Raw genomic sequence first — 17,808 nt, forward strand, 5'->3', positions numbered from 1 at the left:
GAGCGGACGACAAGCTATTCTTTGCGCTACTTCGCTATACCTCCATGCTGCATCTGATTTTGCTGGGCTGGCTGTTTACTCCTGCCGATCCGCCCGCCGGTTCTCCGCCTCACACCCTACGGCTTGAAGCCCGAAACATGGACCGCAACGTGGCCTACCATGTGGTTGTCAGCCGCGGTACCCGGCACACCACGGTCCGGTATGCCCGGCAAGACAGCGTAAAACGCCACTTCGACCCGACTGAGGAACGCCTGTTGACGGAAGCTCAGACCCTGATAAGAAATACGCCCAAAGACACTGCTGCCCGGGCAGTACACAACCAGCAACTGGCCAACCTAATGGACCAGTACAAGGCTGTACGCGCAAGGCACACGGTATATACCCAAGATAGCATCGTGCTGCGCAACTCGCACCCCACGAGCCGGACGTACCTGGCCTTGCTCGATTCGGTGTACCGGGCCGGTAACGAGCACTTTGCCGATCCGGGCCATATCCGGCGGCAAAACGAACAAAGAACCATGGTGCTGCACGGTACAACGTTCAGCCTGCAACTTGCTTCACCCGGACAACGGCCGCGCCGGTTCAGCATGTATGCCCCGGACGCCGGCACTAACCCACTGTTCACGCGCTTCCTGCAGCAAACCCTGGAGCTGTACCGGCGCGACCATCCCAATTCGTTCATGAGCCGGGAGTTTACGCGGGGTTACTGAAAAGCCCTCCTCTCACCAACTCACCAGTCACTCGATGGGCTTGCCGAGGCGGTAGCTACCTTCAACCTAATTCCCTTTACCTTCCCAGTATGGATCAGCGCATTATCAATCTTTTCGACGAGTACACCCACCAGCCGCTCAGCCGCAAGGAATTCATGGAGCGGCTGGTGAAGCTAACCGGCGGCCTGGCCCTGGCCATGTCGGCGCTGAGCATCCTTGACCCCGGCTACGCGCAGGCGGCTACCGTGGCCGAGGACGACCAGAACCTGGTGAGCCAGGAAGTAAGCTGGGCCGGCGAGGCGGGCGTGACCATGAAAGGCTTGCTGGTGCAGCCCAAGGGCAAGAAGAAGCGCGGCGCGGTGGTGGTGATTCACGAAAACCGCGGCCTCACGCCCCACATCAAGGACGTAACGCGGCGCGTGGCCCAGGCCGGCTACCTGGCGCTGGGCGTGGACGCCTTGTCGGTATTCGGCGGCACGCCGGCCAACGAGGACGAGGGCCGCACGCTCATCGGCAAGCTCGACGCGCAGCAGAACCTAAGCAACTACCTGCGCGCCCTGGAGTACCTGCGCACCCGCCCCGACGCCAACGGCAAAACCGGCTGCGTGGGCTTCTGCTGGGGCGGCGCGCTGGCCAACCGCCTAGCCCTGGCCGACCCAAAGCTGAACGCCGCCGTGGCCTACTACGGCGTGCCACCCAAGGACGAAGACCCCGCGCGCATCAAGGCCCGCCTGATGCTGCACTATGCCGCCCTCGACGAGCGCGTGAATGCCGGTATGCCGGCCTGGGAAGAAGCCCTGAAAAAGGCCGGCGTGCAGTACCAGCAGTACGTGTACGAGGGCGTCAACCACGCTTTCAACAACGACTCCTCTCCCGCCCGCTACAACGCCGGGGCCGCCAAGCTGGCCTGGGAACGGACGCTGCGGCTGTTTAAGGAGCAGCTGAGCTAGCATGGCGCGGCTGGTGCTAACTACCCGTATTGAGGCCCCAATTGAGCGGTGCTTCGATCTGGCTCTGGATGTAGGCCTTCACCAGCAATCCACGGCCCATACCCGTGAGTTCGTGGTAGCCGGACGTACTTCCGGCTTGTGCGAGCTGGAGGACCTTATCACCTGGGAAGCCCGGCACCTCGGCGTTCGGCAGCGCCTGACGGTACAGATAACCGAGTTGCGCCGCCCGTATTTTTTCCGGGACATCATGCGAAAAGGTGCTTTCCGCAGCATGGAGCACGAACACCTTTTTGAGTCGAAAGGCGGTTTTACCCTGATGACCGATGTGTTTGCCTACACCGTACCGCTAGGGTGGCCGGGGCAGCTATTCGACCGCCTGTTTCTGGCCGGCTACCTCCGCCGCTTTTTGCAGCAACGGAATTATTTCCTCAAGCAGGTGGCGGAAAGCAGATAACCGCTTCGCTCTGCACCTAACCTAATGCACCACGCCCCGCTGATTAGCTGAATCAGCGGGGCGTGGTGCTGGCGTGGTCGATTTTCTACTGGCCGGCTTGCGACTTGGCCGGCACCTGCGGCAGCGGCTTGCGGGGCAGCTTCTGGTCGCGCATGGCGGCGTGGTACACGAACGAGGCCACCACTACCGAGGCCTGCTTCAGGTCGTCGGCGGGCAGGCGTTCGTAGGTATCCATGTTGGTGTGGTGGGTGCGCGTGTCGTAGTCCAGCTCGTCCTGAATGAACTGGAAGCCGGGCAAGCCCACGGCGTCGAAGGCGAGGTGGTCGGTGCCGCCGGTGTTGCGGGGCGTAACGGTGGTGGCGCCCAGGTCGGCGAAGGGCTTAAGCCACTCCGAGAAGATGGGCTGCACCTGCTCGTTGCCCTGGGCGTAGATGCCGCGGATTTTACCCGCGCCGTTGTCGAGGTTGAAGTAGGCCGCTAGCTTTTCGTGCTCGGGCAGCAGCTTCATGGTGGCCGGGTCGGCGAAGTGGTTTTTCACGTAGTTGCGCGAACCGTGCAGGCCCTGCTCCTCGGCGCCCCACAGCGCCACCCGGATGGTGCGGCGCGGCTTCACGTCGAGGGCCTTCAGAATGCGCACGGCTTCCATCATCACGGCGCAGCCCGCGGCGTTGTCGGTGGCGCCGGTGGCGGCGTGCCAGGAGTCGAGGTGGGCGCCGAGCATCACCACTTCGCTTTTCAGTTTCTTGTCGGTACCGGGAATTTCGGCCACCACGTTGTAGCCCTTCAGGTCCTGGGTCTGAAAGCGGGTTTTGGTCTCCATTTCCACTTCCACCGCCACGCCGGCCTCTACCAGGCGAATCAGCCGCAGCTGGTCTTCGGGCGCCATTTCGATTTCGGGCAGCACGGGCTTGGCGTCGGCGGCGTAGGGGGCGCCGTTGGAGGTGAAGAAGGTACCGTGCGAGCCGCCGCGGGTGCTGAGCACGGCCGCCGCGCCTTCCTGCACGAACATTTCCGTCATCTTGGCGCGCAGGGCGAGGCGGGCGCGGTAAGCGGTGCGGGCCGCGTCGTTGCTGCTGGCGTTGGCCGGGCGCGGCTCGGCGGGCGCGGCCATTTTCCGCAGCTCCTCGTCGGTGTAGCGGCTGGCGTCGGCGGTGAAGGTGGTTTTGGGCTCCTGGGCTACTTCCGTCAGCACAATCTTGTCGCGCAGCTGGCCCTTGTACTTGTCGAGGTCGGCTTCGGCAGCGGCTTTCACCAGCACCACCTGCTTTTTGACGGCCCCGTTGGTGCCGGGCGTCCAGGCCTTGGGCGCGCCAATCATGGCGTGGTAGTAGGGCGCCGTCATGGCCACGTACGACTTCTCGATGTCCCAGCCGCGGCCGAAGTCGCCCCAGGGCTCCAGCTTGGTGTTCGTGAGCCCCCAGATGGCCATTTGCTTCTGCGTCCACTCGTTGGCGCGCTTCAGCCCCTCGGAGCCCGAGAGGCGCGGGCCGCACACGTCGGTGAGGTAAAAGGCCGTTTTCATCACCTGCGAGCGGTTCAGGCCCTCGTCCTTGATCTTGGCCACGATGGCCTGATCGACTTTTTCGGTTTGCTGGGCCAGCGCGGGGGCGGCGGTGCCGAGGCCGTAGGCTACGGCCAAGTAAAGCAGTTTCTGCATTTGAATAATCGCGGGATGATGGCGGGTTGCCGCCAAAGAAACGACGAAGAGACGAGCTTTCGACCCAGGCGTTGCCGCGAACTGTTGCTATATCTTGGGGCGCAACCCGGTTGCCAGCGCGCTTCAGGCCCTGCCGCAGCCGTTTTGCGCTGCTTTGCTTGATTCCCCAGCCGTTTCGTCGAACAGTGCCACGCAAATGACCACTAAACTTCTACCAGGCTTCTGGCTCTTTGCAACGGCTTGTCTGCTAAATGCCTGCCAACAGGATCAGCCGCATAAACTTGCCTTTCGGCGTACTACCGGTGGTTTTGCCAGAAGCTGGGTCACCAAAGAGGGCAGGTGGGTTGAACTGAAAAGAACCGCCGTTTTTGATACCACTACTGCTTGGGTCAATGGAATCATTCAGGATTCGGCCACCCGCGCCCCAATCCCAAAGGCAACCGTAAGGCTCCAGCATCTCAGCACCAATCAAATTGAACAAGCAGTTTCGGATGAGCAAGGCAGATTCGGGTTCCGCCACATTCCCGGCGCCCTTTGGCAGATGACGGTACGAGCCGCTGAATACCAGCCCCATCAGCTCGATACCCTGCAGCTGGGCGGGGCCGCCTATGATTTAAGAATTACGCTCCGCCTCCGGTAGTACTTCCCGGCTGCGCCTTTCAATAACCCCCACCCCACCCCGCTCGTCTAACCGGCTACCAACTCTACCGTAGCCGATTCTGCATGAGCCTCTGGGAAATCATCAAGCGCCTCTACCCCTACGTTCGGCCGTACCGCCCGCTGGTCATCGGCACGCTGCTGCTCACGTTGGTAGGCTCCCTAGCCGCGCAGGTAAACCCCTTCGTACTGCGCTACACGGTGGATACGGTGCAGGGCCTGCTCGACCGCGGCCTGGGCCTCGCGGAGGGCGCCGACATGCTGCTGCTGGTGAGCGGGCTGCTGCTGGGCAAGGAAGTCGTGAACACGTTCATCACCTTCGGGCAGAAGTTCTACGGCGAGAAAATCCGCATCAACGTAGCCAGCACGCTAGCCCAGGACGCGGTGCGCAAGATTCTTTCCTACCAGCTCGGCTTCTACTCCGACAGCGGCAACCAGACCGGCAAACTCCAAACGCGCATAGACCGGGGCGTGGAAAGCCTGATGAAGCTGGTGCAGAACTTCTTTATCGACATCCTGCCCCTGTTTGCCAACGCCGCCGTGGCCCTGGTGGTCATGTTTTCGGCCAACCTCTACGTGGGGCTGGTGGCCGTGGCCGTGATGCCGGTGTACTTCTGGATCAGCTACCGGCAGGCCGACCGGCTGAACGGCACCCGCCGCGGGCTGCGCAGTTTGCGCGAGCAGAAAAGCCAGGGTCTCGTGAACCTCATCGACTCGGCGGTGGTCATCAAAAGCTTCGTGCGCGAAGACTACGAGGAACAGAAGCAGGCCCAATTGCAGCAGAACCTGCAGGCCGCCCAGCTGGAAACCCGCAAAACCAACTTCCGCTACGACGGCCTCAAAACCTTCGTCGAGCAGGTGGGCGTGGTGCTCATCATCATTCTCACGGCTTACCTGGTGCTCGACCGGCAGATCAGCATCGGGGCCATCATGTTCCACATTCTGCTGTTCAACAACGTGTCGGCGCCCATCCGGCAGCTGCACCGCATCTACGACGAAATGAACGAGGCCCTCACCTACTCCGAGGGCTTCTTCGACATTCTCGACGCCACCGAGGCCACCGAGAAAACCGGCCCCATTCAGCCCGGCCAGGTGCGCGGCACCTTCGAGCTGCGCCACGTGGATTTCACCTACCCCAGCGGCACCCAGGCCCTGCACGACGTGAGCCTGACCATTGAGGAGGGCAAAACCACCGCGCTGGTGGGGCTGAGCGGGGCCGGCAAGAGCACCGTCATCAACCTGCTCTGCAAGTTCTACGAGCCCAACGGCGGCCGGCTGCTGCTCGACGGCCAGCCCCTGGCCGACTACGACACCCAGGCCCTGCGCCAGCGCATCGGGCTGGTGCTGCAGAAAAACCACATTTTCAAGGGCACCATCGAGGAAAACATCCGCTACGGCACCACCGACGTGCCCTTCGAGCAGGTGCAGCACGCGGCCCGGCAGGCGTATTTGCACGAGCAGATCATGCAGCTGCCCAAGGGCTACCAGTCGGACGCCCAGCAGCTCTCGGGCGGGCAGCAGCAGCGCATTGCCATTGCCCGGCTGTTCCTGAAAAACCCACCCATCATCTTCCTCGACGAGCCCACCGCCTCGCTCGACGCCATTGCCACCGAGCAGATCAAAAACTCGCTCGACGCCATCAAGCAGGGCCGCACCGTGGTCATCATCTCCCACAGCCTGGCCCAGATTGTCGATTCCGACTGCATTTACGTGATGAAGCAGGGGCGCATGGTGGAAAGCGGCACCCACGAGCAGCTCTACGACCGGCGCGGCACCTACCGCGAAATCTTCGACGCCTCGGCGCGCAGTCTCAACATCGAGAAGCTGGCCCGGGTGATGGTGGATGATGAGGACGAGGTGGGCGACACGGCGGCATAAGTGAGGCAGCAAGAGCAACTCACTAGCTTCGCATCAACACACATACTTCATTGCATTCATGAGCTGGCACCGCATTGATGATCCACCGATTTTAAATCGAGAAGAAATAATAACAGAACTGAATAATGGCAAAGAGGTACTTATTCAGTTCTCTCACCCCCGGTATCGACTCGACGTTCTAAACGAAATAAACAACCTATGTTCTATTAGCAACAATAAGTTACATATAAGATTCTACGGTCACTATGGCACACCTTTCGACTGTAATATACTAAAGCATATATCCTATGTAAAGCACTTGTCTATTGACTGCCTCGATTCCGCCGTTAATACTTCAGTAATTGCTGATTTACTCCACTTGGAAGTATTCTCTCTAGGAATTTATGAGCTGCATGATGCAGAAATCCTCAGGCTTGACAACCTACAAAATATTAAAAAATTAAGTCTTGGACCTACTAAAAACAAGCAACTGAATCTTACTTATTTAGAAACCTATAATCGACTACAGGAACTGGCAATATCCGGTCACACAAAGCAAATAGCTACAGTCGGTAAATTAAAGCAGCTAGAAAGTCTTTGGCTAACTTCCATTAGCAAGACTCCACTCGACTTTCTCAATGGGCTTAAGCAGCTACAATCTTTTTCTTTACTTCTAGGGGGCCGGCCGAATTTAGTGGAAGTTAATCTTGATTCTTTGGAGAAGCTGAAGATTATCCGTGTGCGCGGGTTCAATTATTTGGACAACCTAGGCAACTTTCCTGCTCTAAAGGAGTTGACTATCGAAGACCAGATCCAGTTGCAAAGTATTGATTTTCCAGACACGCTTCAGAGCCTTTCGACCATTACACTATCTAACTGCAAGAAGCTTTCAGCTCTTCCTGGGCTCAAAAACCTTTCTGGATTGAAAAACTTGTCGATTTATCAAACTAATATTGACTTTGACAATCTTATTGAAAACAGCTTACCTAAATCCTTAGGTAATTTTCGTTTTTACACTGCAAAATCGAACCTCGACAAGGTAATAAAAGAACAAATCAAACACCTTGGTTATTATAGCTAAGGTGTGCTCTACCTATCGGAAATTCAGTGTAGTCCAACACATGACTTGCCTGGCAAAAAATGGCGCTACCTTATTTGGCCTCTGACCAGCTACACCGCCAGCTCCGCAATCAGCCCGGCCAGGTGAGGAAACTCCGCCGTCAGGGCTTCCCGGCTGGCCAGCTCGAAGTCGGCGAAGTCGAAGCCGGGGGCGACGGTGCAGCTGACCAAAGCGTACCCTTCCCGATGCTTGAGGCGGGCGCCAAACCAGGTATGGACCGGCACCACGGCCTGCGGGACTTCGCCCGCCGCCAGGTCGTTGCCGAGGGTGATGAACGTGGGCTCGGGGCCGGACAGTAGGATGATTTCCAGCGGCTGGCCCTGGTGAAAAAACCACAGCTCGTCGGACTGGATGCGGTGGAAGTGCGACTTATCGTGGTTTTCGAGCAGGTAGTAGATGGCCGTGCTCACCTGGCGGGTGGCGCCCCCGTCCACCGTCAGTTGCTGGCTGGCGCGGTAGGTTTCGCGGTAGTAGCCGCCCTCGGGGTGGGGCAGCAGCTGCAGGGTTTGGATGAGGTCGGCGGCGGGCATGGGAAACGGGTGAAGCGGATGGGGCAGCAAGCAGCAAGGGTTGCCGGAGGGCCAAGGTAGGCAGCGGGCCCGGGCCGCTGGTGCCGCGGGGGCAGGCGCCCCTCAGCCGACCGAAAAATTTCCCGCGCCCGGCGCTTGCTCAGGTGCAGCCATTCAATACCTTACGCCCGGTCCGGCCCCTGCCGGGTCGGGCTATTCTGTTCATCTTTCATTCTTACCCACATGCCCGCTTACCAGAGTTATTTCGACCACTTCTTTGCCACGCTGCCCCTCTCGCGCGTCAACTTCAAGGCCTCGGGCACCAGCACCCTGGCCGCCCTGCGCGAGGCCGACCTGGGCACGGCCTTCGCCCCGCACCTGACCGAGCTGGAAGCCGCCCTGGCCGGCTTCGACGATGCCCTCACCGAGGCCGACGCCCCCACGGCCGGCGACACGGCCGCCTTCCGCGCCGCCCGCAAAGCCTGGCTGGCCTTCGTCGACGATACCATGAAGGACTACGTGACGCCCAAGCTGCGCCGCCTGCCCGCCTACGCCGACTTCCGCCGCTACGGCAAGAGCCGGCTGGCCGCGCTGGCCCAGGCCGATTTGCTGCAGGACTCGCAGCAGCTGCTGGCCCTCTACACCGAGCACGCTGCCGCCCTGGGCCGCCCTACCTTGCCCGCCGAAGCCCGCGCCGCCTACCAGCCCCTGCCCGACGCCTGGGACGCGCGCGACACCACCGACGCCGGCATTGCCGCCGCCCGCACCGACCTCTCGGCCGACTGGCTGGCCCTGGCCCGCGCCCTGCGCCGCGTGAAGGCCCAGCTGGAGCTGCGCTTCGACGAGCCCGCCGAGGTGTACCGCTTCTTCGATTTCAGCAAAGTGCGCAAGGCCCGCCGCCCCGAAGCCCCCATTAAGGTGCCTGCGGCCATCGTCGCCTGAGGCGGCACTTCCTCACGGGCTAACCGTGGCCGTCCGCTTCCTGAAGCGGGCGGCCGCTTGGTTTTCGGCAGCCCTCCCGCGACAGGCAGCGAGGGCTATTTGGGGTTGCGAAAGTGCTTCGTGAGTTGGCGCGAGGCCCATTTGGAGTTCCGGAAGCCCCTCGCGAGTTGGCACGGCGGGCATTTGGTAATGCAGAAGTGCCTCGTGAGTTGGCGCGAGGCCCATTCGAAGTTCCGGAAGCCCCTCGCGAGGTGGCACGGCGGGCATTTGGGAAGGCAGAAGTGCCTCGTGAGTTGGCGCGAGGCACTTCCGGAGTTCAGGAAGGCCTTCACGCCAACTCACGAGGCACAAAAGCAATTCCGGAAGCCCGTCGCGCCAAGTCGTGGAGCATACGGGCAGTGGCAAAAGCACATTGCGTCGTCGCCCACCGCCTGGGGCAGCTACCCGGCCCCCTACTCGTACATGTCGGCGGGGTCGGCGGCGGCCAGCTCCAGCAGGAAGCGGCCGATGTTGGTGGTGGCCGCGTCGAGGAAAGCCCGGCCTTTTTCGGCGGTGGCTTCGGCCGGGTCGCCCACGCCGGTATCGGCCGATACCTGGCTCCACTCGCGCTGGGCCCAGGCCCAGGGCTGCCGCAGCGCCTCGATGCGGAACCGCCGGGCCGCACCGTTGCCGGCCTCGCTCAGGGGGCGCACCAGCCCGGGGGCAATGTGCAGCATGGCGCTGGTTTCGAGGGCGTCGGCGTGGTCGCCGGGAGCCTCGAAGAACTGCTTGCGGTCGGCGGCCAGGTACCAGGTTACCACGCTCAGAAACACCGTGGGGAATTCGGCCTGGAGCTGGCGCAGCATCTGCCGGAAATCGTTGCCGCCGTGGCCGTTGAGCACCACCAGCTTGGGAATACCCTGGCGGGCCAGCGTCTGCACCACGTCGCGCAGAATGTGCAGCTGGGTGCTCGGGTTCAGGTTGATGTCGAGGGTGATGTCGAGCTGGCCGGTATTGACGCCGAAGGGAATGCAGGGCAGCACCACCACTTTGGCGCCCTGCTCCCAGGCTTTGCGGGCAGCCTCGGCGGCCACGTAGTCGCACTGCAGGTTGTCGGTGGCGTAGGGCAGATGGTAGTTGTGGGCCTCGGTGGCGCCCCAGGGCAGCACCACCACCTCGTAGGGGGTGTCACGAACGGTTTTCCAGGTGGTTTCGGCCAGGATGTAGGGACGCGAAGACATAGGCAGGGTGGCTGATGGGATGCGCCGCAAGGTACGCGCGCCCGGTCCCCGGCCAAGCAGCCCGCTTGGGGCTTCGGCCCGGGCGGCCTGGCCTTACAGCAGGTGGTAGAAGATGAAGTAGTTCATCGTCAGGTTGAAGGCCGCGTGGGCTACGATGGCGCCCAGGATGGAGCCGCTGCGGGCCCGCGCCACGGAAAACAGCAGGCTGGTGCCCAATAAGGCAACTACCCACAGCAGGGCCGGCACGGGCAACAGGCGCCAGCCCGGCGCGCCCGCCCCGTACACCAGGCCGAAGTGAGCCAGGTGCACCAGCGCGAAGGCGGCGCTGTCGAGCCAGGAAGCGCGCCGGTTTCCGAAGTCCTGCGCCAGGCACTCGTGCACCAGCCCGCGGTAGAACAGCTCCTCACCGATGGGGCTGAACAGCAGGCTGGGGATGGTAAACATCAGGAAGAAGCCGAGCCGGTTGTGCTCGTTCAGCACGGGGGCCACGTCGCCGTAGGTGCGGGCGATGTACACCAGGCTGTTGCCTTCGCCCCGGCCAAAGGCCAGCAGCGTCAGGTAGTAGAGCGCCACGCAGCTCCCAGCGCCCAGCGCCGCCCCCAGCAGTACGCCGCTCCAGCGCGTGGGCCACTGCAGCCCGATGCGCTGGCGCCCGGCGCGGGTGAGCAGCAGCAGCGGCAGCAGCATCATGGCCACGAAAATGAACGCCACCAGGTGGTAGCTGCGCACCAAGTTGGCGTGCAGCACCAGGGCAAACCGCACTAGGCTGAACAAGGCAATGAGCCCGGCCCCGGCCTGCCAGCCAAAGCGGAAGCGGGCCGCGGCAAAGGGCTTTACGAAGGTAGTAGCGGCTAGCACGGCGAAGGACGGTTGGGCGTGGATGGGGCTAAATGTAGCGGAAAGGGCCACTGTGCCGGGCAGCTCCGTCCTCGTTACTTTGGAGCTGTTCCGCATCCCAGACGAACAACCACCTCTGCGCTGTCTGAGCCAGCTCACTTGCCGCTCCTTATGCCCGACCCGCTCAACCATTTCCTGCACCAGCACTTCCCCGGCCTGAAGCTGCAAACCGGGTTGTTCTACTCCTGGCCCGTGGGCCTGCGCTTCGAGCTGGCTACCGACACCCACATAGCAACTACCGACGACTACTTCCGCGAGGCCGTTCACCGGGCCAGCGTGCTATTTCAGGCCGTTTTTCAGCCCGACGACGAAGTGCTGGTGGTGTACCAGCAGCCGGCCGATAAGCGGCGGCGCATCCGGGTGGGCAACTTCCTGCTGCGGCAATGCGGCATCGGCCGGAGCCAGGTACGCTTTCAACGAATTCCCGCCCCCCACCCCGATAGCTACTGCCGCCAGTGGCACCGGGCATCCTTCCTGACTCCAGCGGCTGCCATTCATTTTCCGGCCATCCTCACGGCCCTGGCGCACCAGGACTTCCCGCCCCGCAAGCCCGCTTTGCACGGTGAGGTGTTCTTCATTCATCCCCGCCGGGGCCTGATCTGGCACATGTACGACGACCGCGGCCTCGACATTCTTGCCCCCGCTCCCGCCGCGCTGCAGGACCTGTATCACACCCACCATGCCTGGTTGCTCGACTACGACCGGGCGCGGATGCGGGCCGTGTTTGAACCACCGCGGGGGTAACCGCCTCCCCGGCTACTCCACCACCAGCCCGTACTTGTCGAGCAGGCCGGGCAGGCCGGCCAGGCTGAAGCGGGCCCCGCGCAGGAAGTTGGCCTCGGGGTCGAGGCGGTAGCCGGTGGCGGTGCTCAGGTCGGCGCCCTCTAGGCGGGTGTCGTGGAACACGGCGCGGGTCAGGTCGCAGTCGGCAAACACGGCCTGGCTGAGGTCGGCGTTGGTGAAATCGGCCTCCGGCAGCGTGCAGTTCGCAAAGCGGGTGCCCGCCAGCCGCTTGCCGGCGAAGGAGGCGTAGCGCAGCTGGCAGCGGTCGAAGTGCACGGCGAAGAGCATGTCGTGGCAGGCCGCGAACGAGAGGCCCAGCAGCTTGCAGTCGGCAAAGGCTACGTTCTGCAGCGAGCTGCCCGCCAGCCGCGCCGACGACAGGTTGCAGCGCTCAAACAAGCAGTCCTCGAAGCGCAGCCGGCTCAGGTCGGCCTCGCCCAGCTCGCAGCCGATGAAGTGGTACTGCTCCAGCTCGGGGCCCAGGGCCCGCAGGCCGGGCGCGTCGAGGCCGCTGAGCACGCGGTCGGCGGGGAAATGCTGGGGCTTGCGCGAGCCGGCGGTTTTGGCGCGGGCGGCGGGTTTGCGGCGGGAGTTCATGCAGGGGCGGGCGGGGCCGGAAAAGCGGCCGGCCCCGGCAGTAAAGTTGGGATTTTGCCGCCACTGCCGGCGCCCGGCTTGTATCTTTCGCCAACCCTGATCTGTCGTTACTGCCCATGCCGCCCGCCCCTGCCCCCGCCGCCGTTTCCCTGGTCGATCAGCTGCTGGCGTTCGTGCGCGGCATCGGGCTGGAAGTGCGCGAGGCCGATCTGGCTGGGCAGGCCACCTTTCTGCCGGGCATTCTGCTGGAGCGCGGCGCGCTGGTGGTCGACCGCCGCCGCCTGCTGTACCCCGGCGACCTGCTGCACGAAGCCGGCCACCTGGCCGTGACGGCGGCGGCCGAGCGCCCCACGGTGGGCGGCAACGTAACTGAGCATCATCCCGAGAAAGAGGGCGAGGAAATGGCCGTGCACTGCTGGGCCTACGCCGCCTGCCGCGCCCTGGGCCTGCCTCCCGACGTGCTGTTTCACCCGGCGGGCTACCGCGGCAGCAGCGCCTGGTTTATCGAGCAGTTCAGCCAGGGCTACTACCCCGGCCTGCCCCTGCTGGTGTGGATGGGTTTGACTACCCCCACCGAGTACCCGCGCCTCACGCGCTGGCTGCGGGCCTGATTTTCGGCGGGGCGGTTAAGGTATTCGGCACGGCCGGGCGTCTACGGAGCTGAACCGCCACCGGGCGGCCTTTACTTTTTCTGCCATGAAAATCCGAGTCATTCTTACCGGCGCCACCGGCATGGTGGGCGAAGGCGTGCTGCACGAGTGCCTGAGTCACCCCGACGTGGAGCAGGTGCTGGTGCTGGGCCGCCGGCCCAGCGGCGTGCAGCACCCCAAAGTGCGCGAGCTGCTGGTGCCCGATTTCCACGATCTGTCGGCGCTGGAAAGCCAGCTTACGGGCTACAACGCCTGCTTTTTCTGCCTGGGCACCTCGTCGGTGGGCATGAACGAGGCCGACTACGCCCGCGTGACCTACGATTTAACCCTGCACGTAGCCCAAACCCTGGCCCGCCTGAACCCGGACCTGACGTTCTGCTACGTATCGGGCACCGGCACCGACGGCAGCGAGCGGGGCTGGCAGATGTGGGCGCGGGTGAAGGGCCGCACCGAAAACGCCCTGCGGCAGCTGCCCTTCCGGGCCGTTTACCTGTTCCGGCCGGGCTACATGCACCCCACGCCGGGGCTGCGCAACACGCCGCGCTGGATTGGCGCCGTGTCGTGGCTGTATCCGCTGCTGCGTCGCCTCACGCCGGGCATCGTGTCGACCCTGCGCGAGCAGGCGCTGGCCATGATCAACGCCGTGCGCGTGGGCTACCCCCGGCCGGTGCTCGAGGTGCGCGACATCGTGGCCCTGAGCCGGGCCTGAGGGCGCGGCGCGTACTTATAACACTGGCTTAACATTGGCGTCACAATAGAGAAACAGTAAATGCCGCACTTTGCCTCAGCATTACCATTGCATGAGGAAACTGTTAAGCATCATGCTGTTGCTGGTAGCGGCAGCAGCCTCCGCTCAAACCGCCGACTCGGTGGTCACGCCCGGTGCCGCGGCTTCGGAACCCCGCCCGGCCCCGGCCAAAAAGTGGTACGAGTCGTTTGCCATCCGCGGGTACATGCAGGCGCGCTACAACCGCCTGCTCGAAACCAACCCCGACCTGAAGTGCGAGCAGTGCGACAAGTCGTGGGGCGCCAACGGCGGTATCTCGTTCCGGCGCATCCGCCTGATTGTGTACGGGCAGCTCACCGAGCGTATTTCCTTTTATCTGCAGCCTGACTTTGCCAGCGCGCCCAGCGGCAGCAACAGTTTGATGTTTCTGCAGATCCGCGACGCCTACATGGACCTGGGCCTCGACCGCCGCAGCCGGTTTCGGGTGCGCGTAGGCCAGAGCAAGGTGCCCTTCGGCTTCGAAAACATGCAGTCGAGCCAGAACCGCCTGGCCCTGGACCGCAACGACGCGCTGAACAGTGCCCTCTCCAACGAGCGCGACCTGGGCGTGTTTTTCTACTGGGCGCCGCTGGTGGTGCGTCGGCGTTTCAGTGAGCTGGTGAAGCAGGGCCTGAAGGGCTCGGGCGACTATGGCGTGCTGGCCCTGGGCGCCTTCAACGGCCAGACGGCCAACCGCCCCGAGCTCAACGACCAACAGCACGTGGTAGCCCGCCTGAGCTACCCTTTCGCAGTGGGCAAGCAAATCATCGAGCCGGGCCTGCAGGCCTACTCCGGCCGCTACGTGGTGGCCAAAGACCAGCTCTCGGGCAACGTGAAGCACCACCCCGACCTGAGCTACGCCGACCAGCGAGCGGCGGCCAGCTTCGTGCTGTATCCGCAGCCCTTCGGCGTGCAGGCCGAGTACAACGTGGGCCGGGGCCCCGAGTTCAACCCGCGCACCGACAGCATCGAAACCCGGCGCCTGCACGGGGGCTACCTGCTGCTGAACTACCGCGCCCGCTACCAGCAGCACCAGTTCTACCCCTTCGTGCGCCTGCAGTACTACGACGGCGGCAAAAAGCATGAGCGCGACGCCCGCAGCTACACCGTGCGCGAGGCCGAAATGGGTGTAGAGTGGCAGCCCAGCCCGCACTTCGAGCTGGTGACGATGTACACCCGCTCGTCGCGCCGCTTCGAAGATTACTCCCTGCGCAACAACCGGCAGCGCGGCGGCCTGCTGCGCCTGCAGGCCCAGCTGAATTTCTAGCTCGCCGCTGGTTAGTCCTGGGTCGGGTCCCAGCCCCGCAGCACGTTTTTCAGGGTGTACTGGGCGGCTTCCTGGTCGGTGAGCTGCCGGCTCCAGGGCACGCGCTGCCGGGGCTGGTAGCCCGGGCCCCGGTTCTGGTACTCGGCGTAGTATGCCGTTTGCTTGTTGGCTTCGTTGCCCCAATGGTCCCAGCCGGCGGCGGCAATCTGCGGACCCAGCTCGCAGCGCAGAAACACGGTTTGGGCGTGGGGCCGCCAGGGCCGGCCCAGCAGGAACGAGCCGGCCGGCGCATCACCCGCCAGACGGCAGTTGCTGAACACGTAGCCGTAGCGGGTGCTGTCGGGCGTGGAGGCGGCGGTGAAGTAGCCGCCCTTTTTACCGAACAGGGTGCAGCGCTCAAACCAGGCCGTGCTCGAGCCGAAGATGAAATCGACGGTGCCCTCGATGTAGCAGTCCTGGTAGTACTGACGCGAGCCGTAGCCGTAGGTGTAGAGCGTGTCCTGAAAGCCCAAGAAGCGGCAGTTGCGGAAGCGGGCCCGGTCGCCGGCCACCCACACGGCCACGGCCTGCCCCACCGGGCCCGAGGAGTTCTGGAAGGTGAGGTTTTCGGCCGTGAAGTCGCCGCCGTAGAGGTAGCAGCTGGCCGAGCCGGAGGTGCCCTTCTCCTCGCCGAAGATGTTTTTCTTCTGGTTGTAGTCGTCGTAGGTCAGGATGGTCTGGTCACGGTCTTCGCCCACCAGCTTCACCAGGTTCTTGGAGCCGGCCAGAATCAGCTTTTCCTTGTACACTCCTTTTTTCACCAGAATGGTGGTGACTTTCTTGCGGAAGTCGGGCACGGCATTGAAGGCTTCCTGCACGGTGCGAAACTGCCCGCTGCCGTCCTGGGCCACCACAAAGTCGTAGCGGGCCCCGGGCTGAGCGCGCACGGGGCCGAGCAGCAGCCAGCTCAGCGCCAAAAAAGCCAGCAGCGGCTTCACGGCGTGGTGGGTTGGGCGTCGGCGCCGGACTTGGCGGGCGGCACGGCGTTTTTGGGCAGGGGCCGGGCCAGGCGCTGGGCCAGCGGCAGCTGCAGGGCCTTGATTTCGCCCACCACCAACTGGGCCATTTTGCGGGCCCCCAGCTCGCTGAAGTGAGTGTTGTCGTCGCGGCCGAAGGGGTAGTTCGGGTGCTCGCCGGGCGCCAGCTGCAGAAACAGCAGCCGGGAATGCTCGGGCCCGAACTGCTGCAGCAGCTCCCGGCTCAGGCGGTCGAGGTCAATCAGCGGCACCTGCTGAGTTTTGGCCACTTCCATCGTTGCGGCCGAATACGCCGCGTGGGTTTCCTGGATGCGGCCCTGCTTGTCGAACTTGCGGCGCGTAACGGGCGTGATGAGCACCGGCTGGGCTTTTTTGCCGCGCGTTTCCTGCACGAACCGAATCAGATTTTGGCGGTAGTCTGCGGGCGAGGTGTAGCGGTCGGGGTGCTGGGTCGATTCGTCGTTGTGGCCGAACTGAATCAGCACGTAGTCGCCGGGCTGCAGGGCATCGACGATGGGCTGCCAGCGGTTTTCGGCCAGAAAGGTGCGCGTGCTGCGTCCGTTCACGGCCCGGTTTTCTACCACCACCGTCGAGTCGAAAAACGTGGGCAGCGGCATTCCCCAGCCGGTTTCGGGAAACGTCTGCCGCACTTTGGGCGCAATGGTGGAGTCGCCGATAAGGTACACCCGCACCTTGTCCGGCGCCGGCGCGGCAAACGCCCAGAGCAGCCCCAAACCCAGCAGGGCGGCCAGCGGCCCAAGTTTTCTGACGAGCAGGTTCAGCACGGCAAGTAGATCGGTAACAAAAAAAAGAACGGTCGTGCCGGGCGTGGTGCGGGCCGCCGCTGCTTCCCCAGTTGCGGTTTGTTCACTCACCATTGCAGCTGCATTTCCCTTGATCAGCAGCGGCCCGGCACCAGCTCGGCACGACGTTCTTTCAGGCTTTCATCAGCGGTAGTTCAGTAGTCAGCGGGCCTGCGGGTCCACGGTTTTCTTGGTTTCCGGTTTCACCACCCGCCCGGCCAGCTCCAGGTTCAGGCGGCGGATGTCGGCCAGCACCAGCTGGGCCATCTTGCGGGCGCCCAGCTCGCTGAAGTGGGTGTTGTCGTCGCGGCCCTCGGGGTAGTTCGGGTGCTCGCCGGGCGCCAGCTGGTTGAACAGGAGCTTGGAGTTTTCGACGCCGAACTGCTCCAGCAGCTGCCGGCTGCGCTCATTGAGGTCAATCAGCGGCACGTGCTGCTCCTGGGCCACGGCCCGCACAATGGCCGAGTAGGCGGCGTGGGTGTCTTCGCTGCGCCCGGCGGCGTCGAACTTGCGGCGGGCCACGGGCGTGAGCAGCACGGGCGAGGCCTTTTTAGCCCGCGTTTCGGTCACGAAGCGCACCAGGTTGGCCCGAAATTCCGACTCGGTGGTGTAGCTGCGCTTGGTGGGCACCTCGTCGTTGTGGCCGAACTGAATCAGCACGTAGTCGCCGGGCTGCAAGGCGGCGGCCACGGGCTGCCAGCGGTTTTCGGCGATGAACGTGCGCGTACTGCGCCCGTTCTGGGCGCGGTTGTCTACGGCCACGGTTTCGTCGAAAAAAGCGGCGAAGGGCATGCCCCAGCCGGTTTCGGGATAGTAGCGCACCTGCTTGACCGACATCGTAGAGTCGCCGATGAGGTACACGGTGATGCGCCCCGGCGCGGCGGGCCGAAAAGCCCCCAGCGCGAGCAACCCCACCACGCAGTAACTCAGTAGGCGAAAAGACATGAGCAAAG

Annotated in this window: 20 protein-coding genes; 11 read left to right on the forward strand and 9 right to left on the reverse strand. The window is 63.5% G+C overall.

Features of this window, described 5'->3' with window-relative positions; genetic code table 11:
* Window positions 1-44: 44 nt before the first annotated feature.
* From ACE191_RS09420 to ACE191_RS09430, 3 genes are all read left to right on the forward strand, one after another.
* Window positions 45-710: a hypothetical protein gene (locus ACE191_RS09420; RefSeq protein WP_400191948.1), complete on the forward strand. Its 666-nt coding sequence runs from the start codon at window positions 45-47 to the stop codon at window positions 708-710.
* Window positions 711-799: 89 nt separating this feature from the next.
* Window positions 800-1,660, forward strand: coding sequence for a dienelactone hydrolase family protein (locus ACE191_RS09425; RefSeq protein WP_400191949.1), 861 nt, complete (start codon window positions 800-802; stop codon window positions 1,658-1,660).
* 1 nt (window position 1,661) lies between these two features.
* Window positions 1,662-2,114, forward strand: a complete 453-nt coding sequence (locus ACE191_RS09430) for an SRPBCC family protein (RefSeq protein WP_400191950.1) — start codon at window positions 1,662-1,664, stop codon at window positions 2,112-2,114.
* Between the two features lie 85 nt (window positions 2,115-2,199).
* On the opposite strand, the gene ACE191_RS09435 is transcribed toward ACE191_RS09430, so the two are convergent.
* Both ACE191_RS09435 and ACE191_RS09440 read right to left on the reverse strand, forming a co-directional pair.
* The gene (locus ACE191_RS09435) at window positions 2,200-3,771 is read right to left on the reverse strand and encodes a M28 family metallopeptidase (protein WP_400191951.1); all 1,572 of its coding nucleotides are present in this window, start codon (window positions 3,769-3,771) and stop codon (window positions 2,200-2,202) included.
* Window positions 3,772-4,018: 247 nt separating this feature from the next.
* Window positions 4,019-4,252, reverse strand: a complete 234-nt coding sequence (locus ACE191_RS09440; RefSeq protein ID WP_400192307.1) for a hypothetical protein — start codon at window positions 4,250-4,252, stop codon at window positions 4,019-4,021.
* Between ACE191_RS09440 and ACE191_RS09445 the strand changes: the two genes are divergently transcribed.
* The 3 genes from ACE191_RS09445 (at window position 4,199) to ACE191_RS09455 (ending at window position 7,366) form a co-directional block, all read left to right on the forward strand.
* Complete coding sequence (locus ACE191_RS09445) at window positions 4,199-4,411, forward strand: carboxypeptidase-like regulatory domain-containing protein (protein WP_400192303.1); 213 nt, start codon at window positions 4,199-4,201, stop codon at window positions 4,409-4,411. The two genes, ACE191_RS09440 and ACE191_RS09445, sit on opposite strands and share 54 nt — an antisense overlap.
* An 83-nt stretch (window positions 4,412-4,494) precedes the next feature.
* Window positions 4,495-6,306 (forward strand): ABC transporter ATP-binding protein, encoded by a 1,812-nt coding sequence (locus ACE191_RS09450; RefSeq protein WP_400191952.1) that lies wholly within the window; start codon window positions 4,495-4,497, stop codon window positions 6,304-6,306.
* 58 nt (window positions 6,307-6,364) lie between these two features.
* Entirely contained in the window at window positions 6,365-7,366 is a 1,002-nt protein-coding gene (locus tag ACE191_RS09455; RefSeq protein WP_400191953.1) for a hypothetical protein, read from the forward strand.
* 89 nt (window positions 7,367-7,455) lie between these two features.
* Here the strand turns inward: ACE191_RS09455 and ACE191_RS09460 are convergent, their stop codons facing one another.
* Window positions 7,456-7,935: a cupin domain-containing protein gene (locus ACE191_RS09460; RefSeq protein WP_400191954.1), complete on the reverse strand. Its 480-nt coding sequence runs from the start codon at window positions 7,933-7,935 to the stop codon at window positions 7,456-7,458.
* Window positions 7,936-8,157: 222 nt separating this feature from the next.
* On the opposite strand from ACE191_RS09460, the gene ACE191_RS09465 reads away from it, so the two are divergent.
* The gene (locus ACE191_RS09465; protein ID WP_400191955.1) at window positions 8,158-8,856 is read left to right on the forward strand and encodes a hypothetical protein; all 699 of its coding nucleotides are present in this window, start codon (window positions 8,158-8,160) and stop codon (window positions 8,854-8,856) included.
* Between the two features lie 452 nt (window positions 8,857-9,308).
* Here the strand turns inward: ACE191_RS09465 and ACE191_RS09470 are convergent, their stop codons facing one another.
* Complete coding sequence (locus ACE191_RS09470) at window positions 9,309-10,076, reverse strand: creatininase family protein (protein ID WP_400191956.1); 768 nt, start codon at window positions 10,074-10,076, stop codon at window positions 9,309-9,311.
* Between the two features lie 93 nt (window positions 10,077-10,169).
* Entirely contained in the window at window positions 10,170-10,934 is a 765-nt protein-coding gene (locus ACE191_RS09475) for a lysostaphin resistance A-like protein (RefSeq protein WP_400191957.1), read from the reverse strand.
* 150 nt (window positions 10,935-11,084) lie between these two features.
* Here ACE191_RS09475 and ACE191_RS09480 point away from each other — a divergent pair, with 150 nt between their 5' ends.
* Entirely contained in the window at window positions 11,085-11,717 is a 633-nt protein-coding gene (locus ACE191_RS09480; RefSeq protein ID WP_400191958.1) for a DUF3885 domain-containing protein, read from the forward strand.
* Between the two features lie 12 nt (window positions 11,718-11,729).
* Here the strand turns inward: ACE191_RS09480 and ACE191_RS09485 are convergent, their stop codons facing one another.
* Window positions 11,730-12,353, reverse strand: coding sequence for a pentapeptide repeat-containing protein (locus ACE191_RS09485; protein WP_400191959.1), 624 nt, complete (start codon window positions 12,351-12,353; stop codon window positions 11,730-11,732).
* A gap of 116 nt (window positions 12,354-12,469) precedes the next feature.
* Here ACE191_RS09485 and ACE191_RS09490 point away from each other — a divergent pair, with 116 nt between their 5' ends.
* The 3 genes from ACE191_RS09490 to ACE191_RS09500 all read left to right on the forward strand — a co-directional run bounded on the left by ACE191_RS09490 (window position 12,470) and on the right by ACE191_RS09500 (window position 15,036).
* Entirely contained in the window at window positions 12,470-12,964 is a 495-nt protein-coding gene (locus ACE191_RS09490; RefSeq protein ID WP_400191960.1) for a hypothetical protein, read from the forward strand.
* 85 nt (window positions 12,965-13,049) lie between these two features.
* Window positions 13,050-13,712: an NAD-dependent epimerase/dehydratase family protein gene (locus ACE191_RS09495; RefSeq protein ID WP_400191961.1), complete on the forward strand. Its 663-nt coding sequence runs from the start codon at window positions 13,050-13,052 to the stop codon at window positions 13,710-13,712.
* 91 nt (window positions 13,713-13,803) lie between these two features.
* On the forward strand, window positions 13,804-15,036 hold the full coding sequence (locus ACE191_RS09500; RefSeq protein ID WP_400191962.1) for a porin: 1,233 nt from the start codon (window positions 13,804-13,806) through the stop codon (window positions 15,034-15,036).
* A gap of 11 nt (window positions 15,037-15,047) precedes the next feature.
* On the opposite strand, the gene ACE191_RS09505 is transcribed toward ACE191_RS09500, so the two are convergent.
* The 3 genes from ACE191_RS09505 to ACE191_RS09515 all read right to left on the reverse strand — a co-directional run bounded on the left by ACE191_RS09505 (window position 15,048) and on the right by ACE191_RS09515 (window position 17,800).
* A complete protein-coding gene (locus ACE191_RS09505; protein WP_400191963.1) occupies window positions 15,048-16,013 on the reverse strand; it encodes a pectinesterase family protein in 966 nt (321 codons plus the stop codon).
* Window positions 16,010-16,837 (reverse strand): rhamnogalacturonan acetylesterase, encoded by an 828-nt coding sequence (locus tag ACE191_RS09510; RefSeq protein ID WP_400191964.1) that lies wholly within the window; start codon window positions 16,835-16,837, stop codon window positions 16,010-16,012. Before ACE191_RS09510 ends, ACE191_RS09505 begins: the two co-directional genes overlap by 4 nt.
* Window positions 16,838-17,017: 180 nt before the next feature.
* Window positions 17,018-17,800 (reverse strand): rhamnogalacturonan acetylesterase, encoded by a 783-nt coding sequence (locus tag ACE191_RS09515; RefSeq protein ID WP_400191965.1) that lies wholly within the window; start codon window positions 17,798-17,800, stop codon window positions 17,018-17,020.
* Between the last annotated feature and the right edge of the window lie 8 nt (window positions 17,801-17,808).

The organism is Hymenobacter sp. B81 (assembly GCF_044628455.1).
In the GTDB taxonomy this organism is placed as follows: domain Bacteria; phylum Bacteroidota; class Bacteroidia; order Cytophagales; family Hymenobacteraceae; genus Solirubrum.

Bases quoted from the DNA above. Each gene is read 5' to 3' on its own strand.
- ACE191_RS09430 (WP_400191950.1), top strand. From the start codon at position 1,662: ATGGCGCGGCTGGTGCTAACTACCCGTATTGAGGCCCCAATTGAGCGG.
- ACE191_RS09480 (WP_400191958.1), top strand. From the start codon at position 11,085: ATGCCCGACCCGCTCAACCATTTCCTGCACCAGCACTTCCCCGGCCTG.
- ACE191_RS09490 (WP_400191960.1), top strand. From the start codon at position 12,470: ATGCCGCCCGCCCCTGCCCCCGCCGCCGTTTCCCTGGTCGATCAGCTG.
- ACE191_RS09420 (WP_400191948.1), top strand. From the start codon at position 45: ATGCTGCATCTGATTTTGCTGGGCTGGCTGTTTACTCCTGCCGATCCG.
- ACE191_RS09465 (WP_400191955.1), top strand. From the start codon at position 8,158: ATGCCCGCTTACCAGAGTTATTTCGACCACTTCTTTGCCACGCTGCCC.
- ACE191_RS09460 (WP_400191954.1), bottom strand. From the start codon at position 7,935: ATGCCCGCCGCCGACCTCATCCAAACCCTGCAGCTGCTGCCCCACCCC.
- ACE191_RS09450 (WP_400191952.1), top strand. From the start codon at position 4,495: ATGAGCCTCTGGGAAATCATCAAGCGCCTCTACCCCTACGTTCGGCCG.
- ACE191_RS09470 (WP_400191956.1), bottom strand. From the start codon at position 10,076: ATGTCTTCGCGTCCCTACATCCTGGCCGAAACCACCTGGAAAACCGTT.
- ACE191_RS09485 (WP_400191959.1), bottom strand. From the start codon at position 12,353: ATGAACTCCCGCCGCAAACCCGCCGCCCGCGCCAAAACCGCCGGCTCG.
- ACE191_RS09515 (WP_400191965.1), bottom strand. From the start codon at position 17,800: ATGTCTTTTCGCCTACTGAGTTACTGCGTGGTGGGGTTGCTCGCGCTG.
- ACE191_RS09500 (WP_400191962.1), top strand. From the start codon at position 13,804: ATGAGGAAACTGTTAAGCATCATGCTGTTGCTGGTAGCGGCAGCAGCC.
- ACE191_RS09455 (WP_400191953.1), top strand. From the start codon at position 6,365: ATGAGCTGGCACCGCATTGATGATCCACCGATTTTAAATCGAGAAGAA.
- ACE191_RS09435 (WP_400191951.1), bottom strand. From the start codon at position 3,771: ATGCAGAAACTGCTTTACTTGGCCGTAGCCTACGGCCTCGGCACCGCC.
- ACE191_RS09425 (WP_400191949.1), top strand. From the start codon at position 800: ATGGATCAGCGCATTATCAATCTTTTCGACGAGTACACCCACCAGCCG.
- ACE191_RS09495 (WP_400191961.1), top strand. From the start codon at position 13,050: ATGAAAATCCGAGTCATTCTTACCGGCGCCACCGGCATGGTGGGCGAA.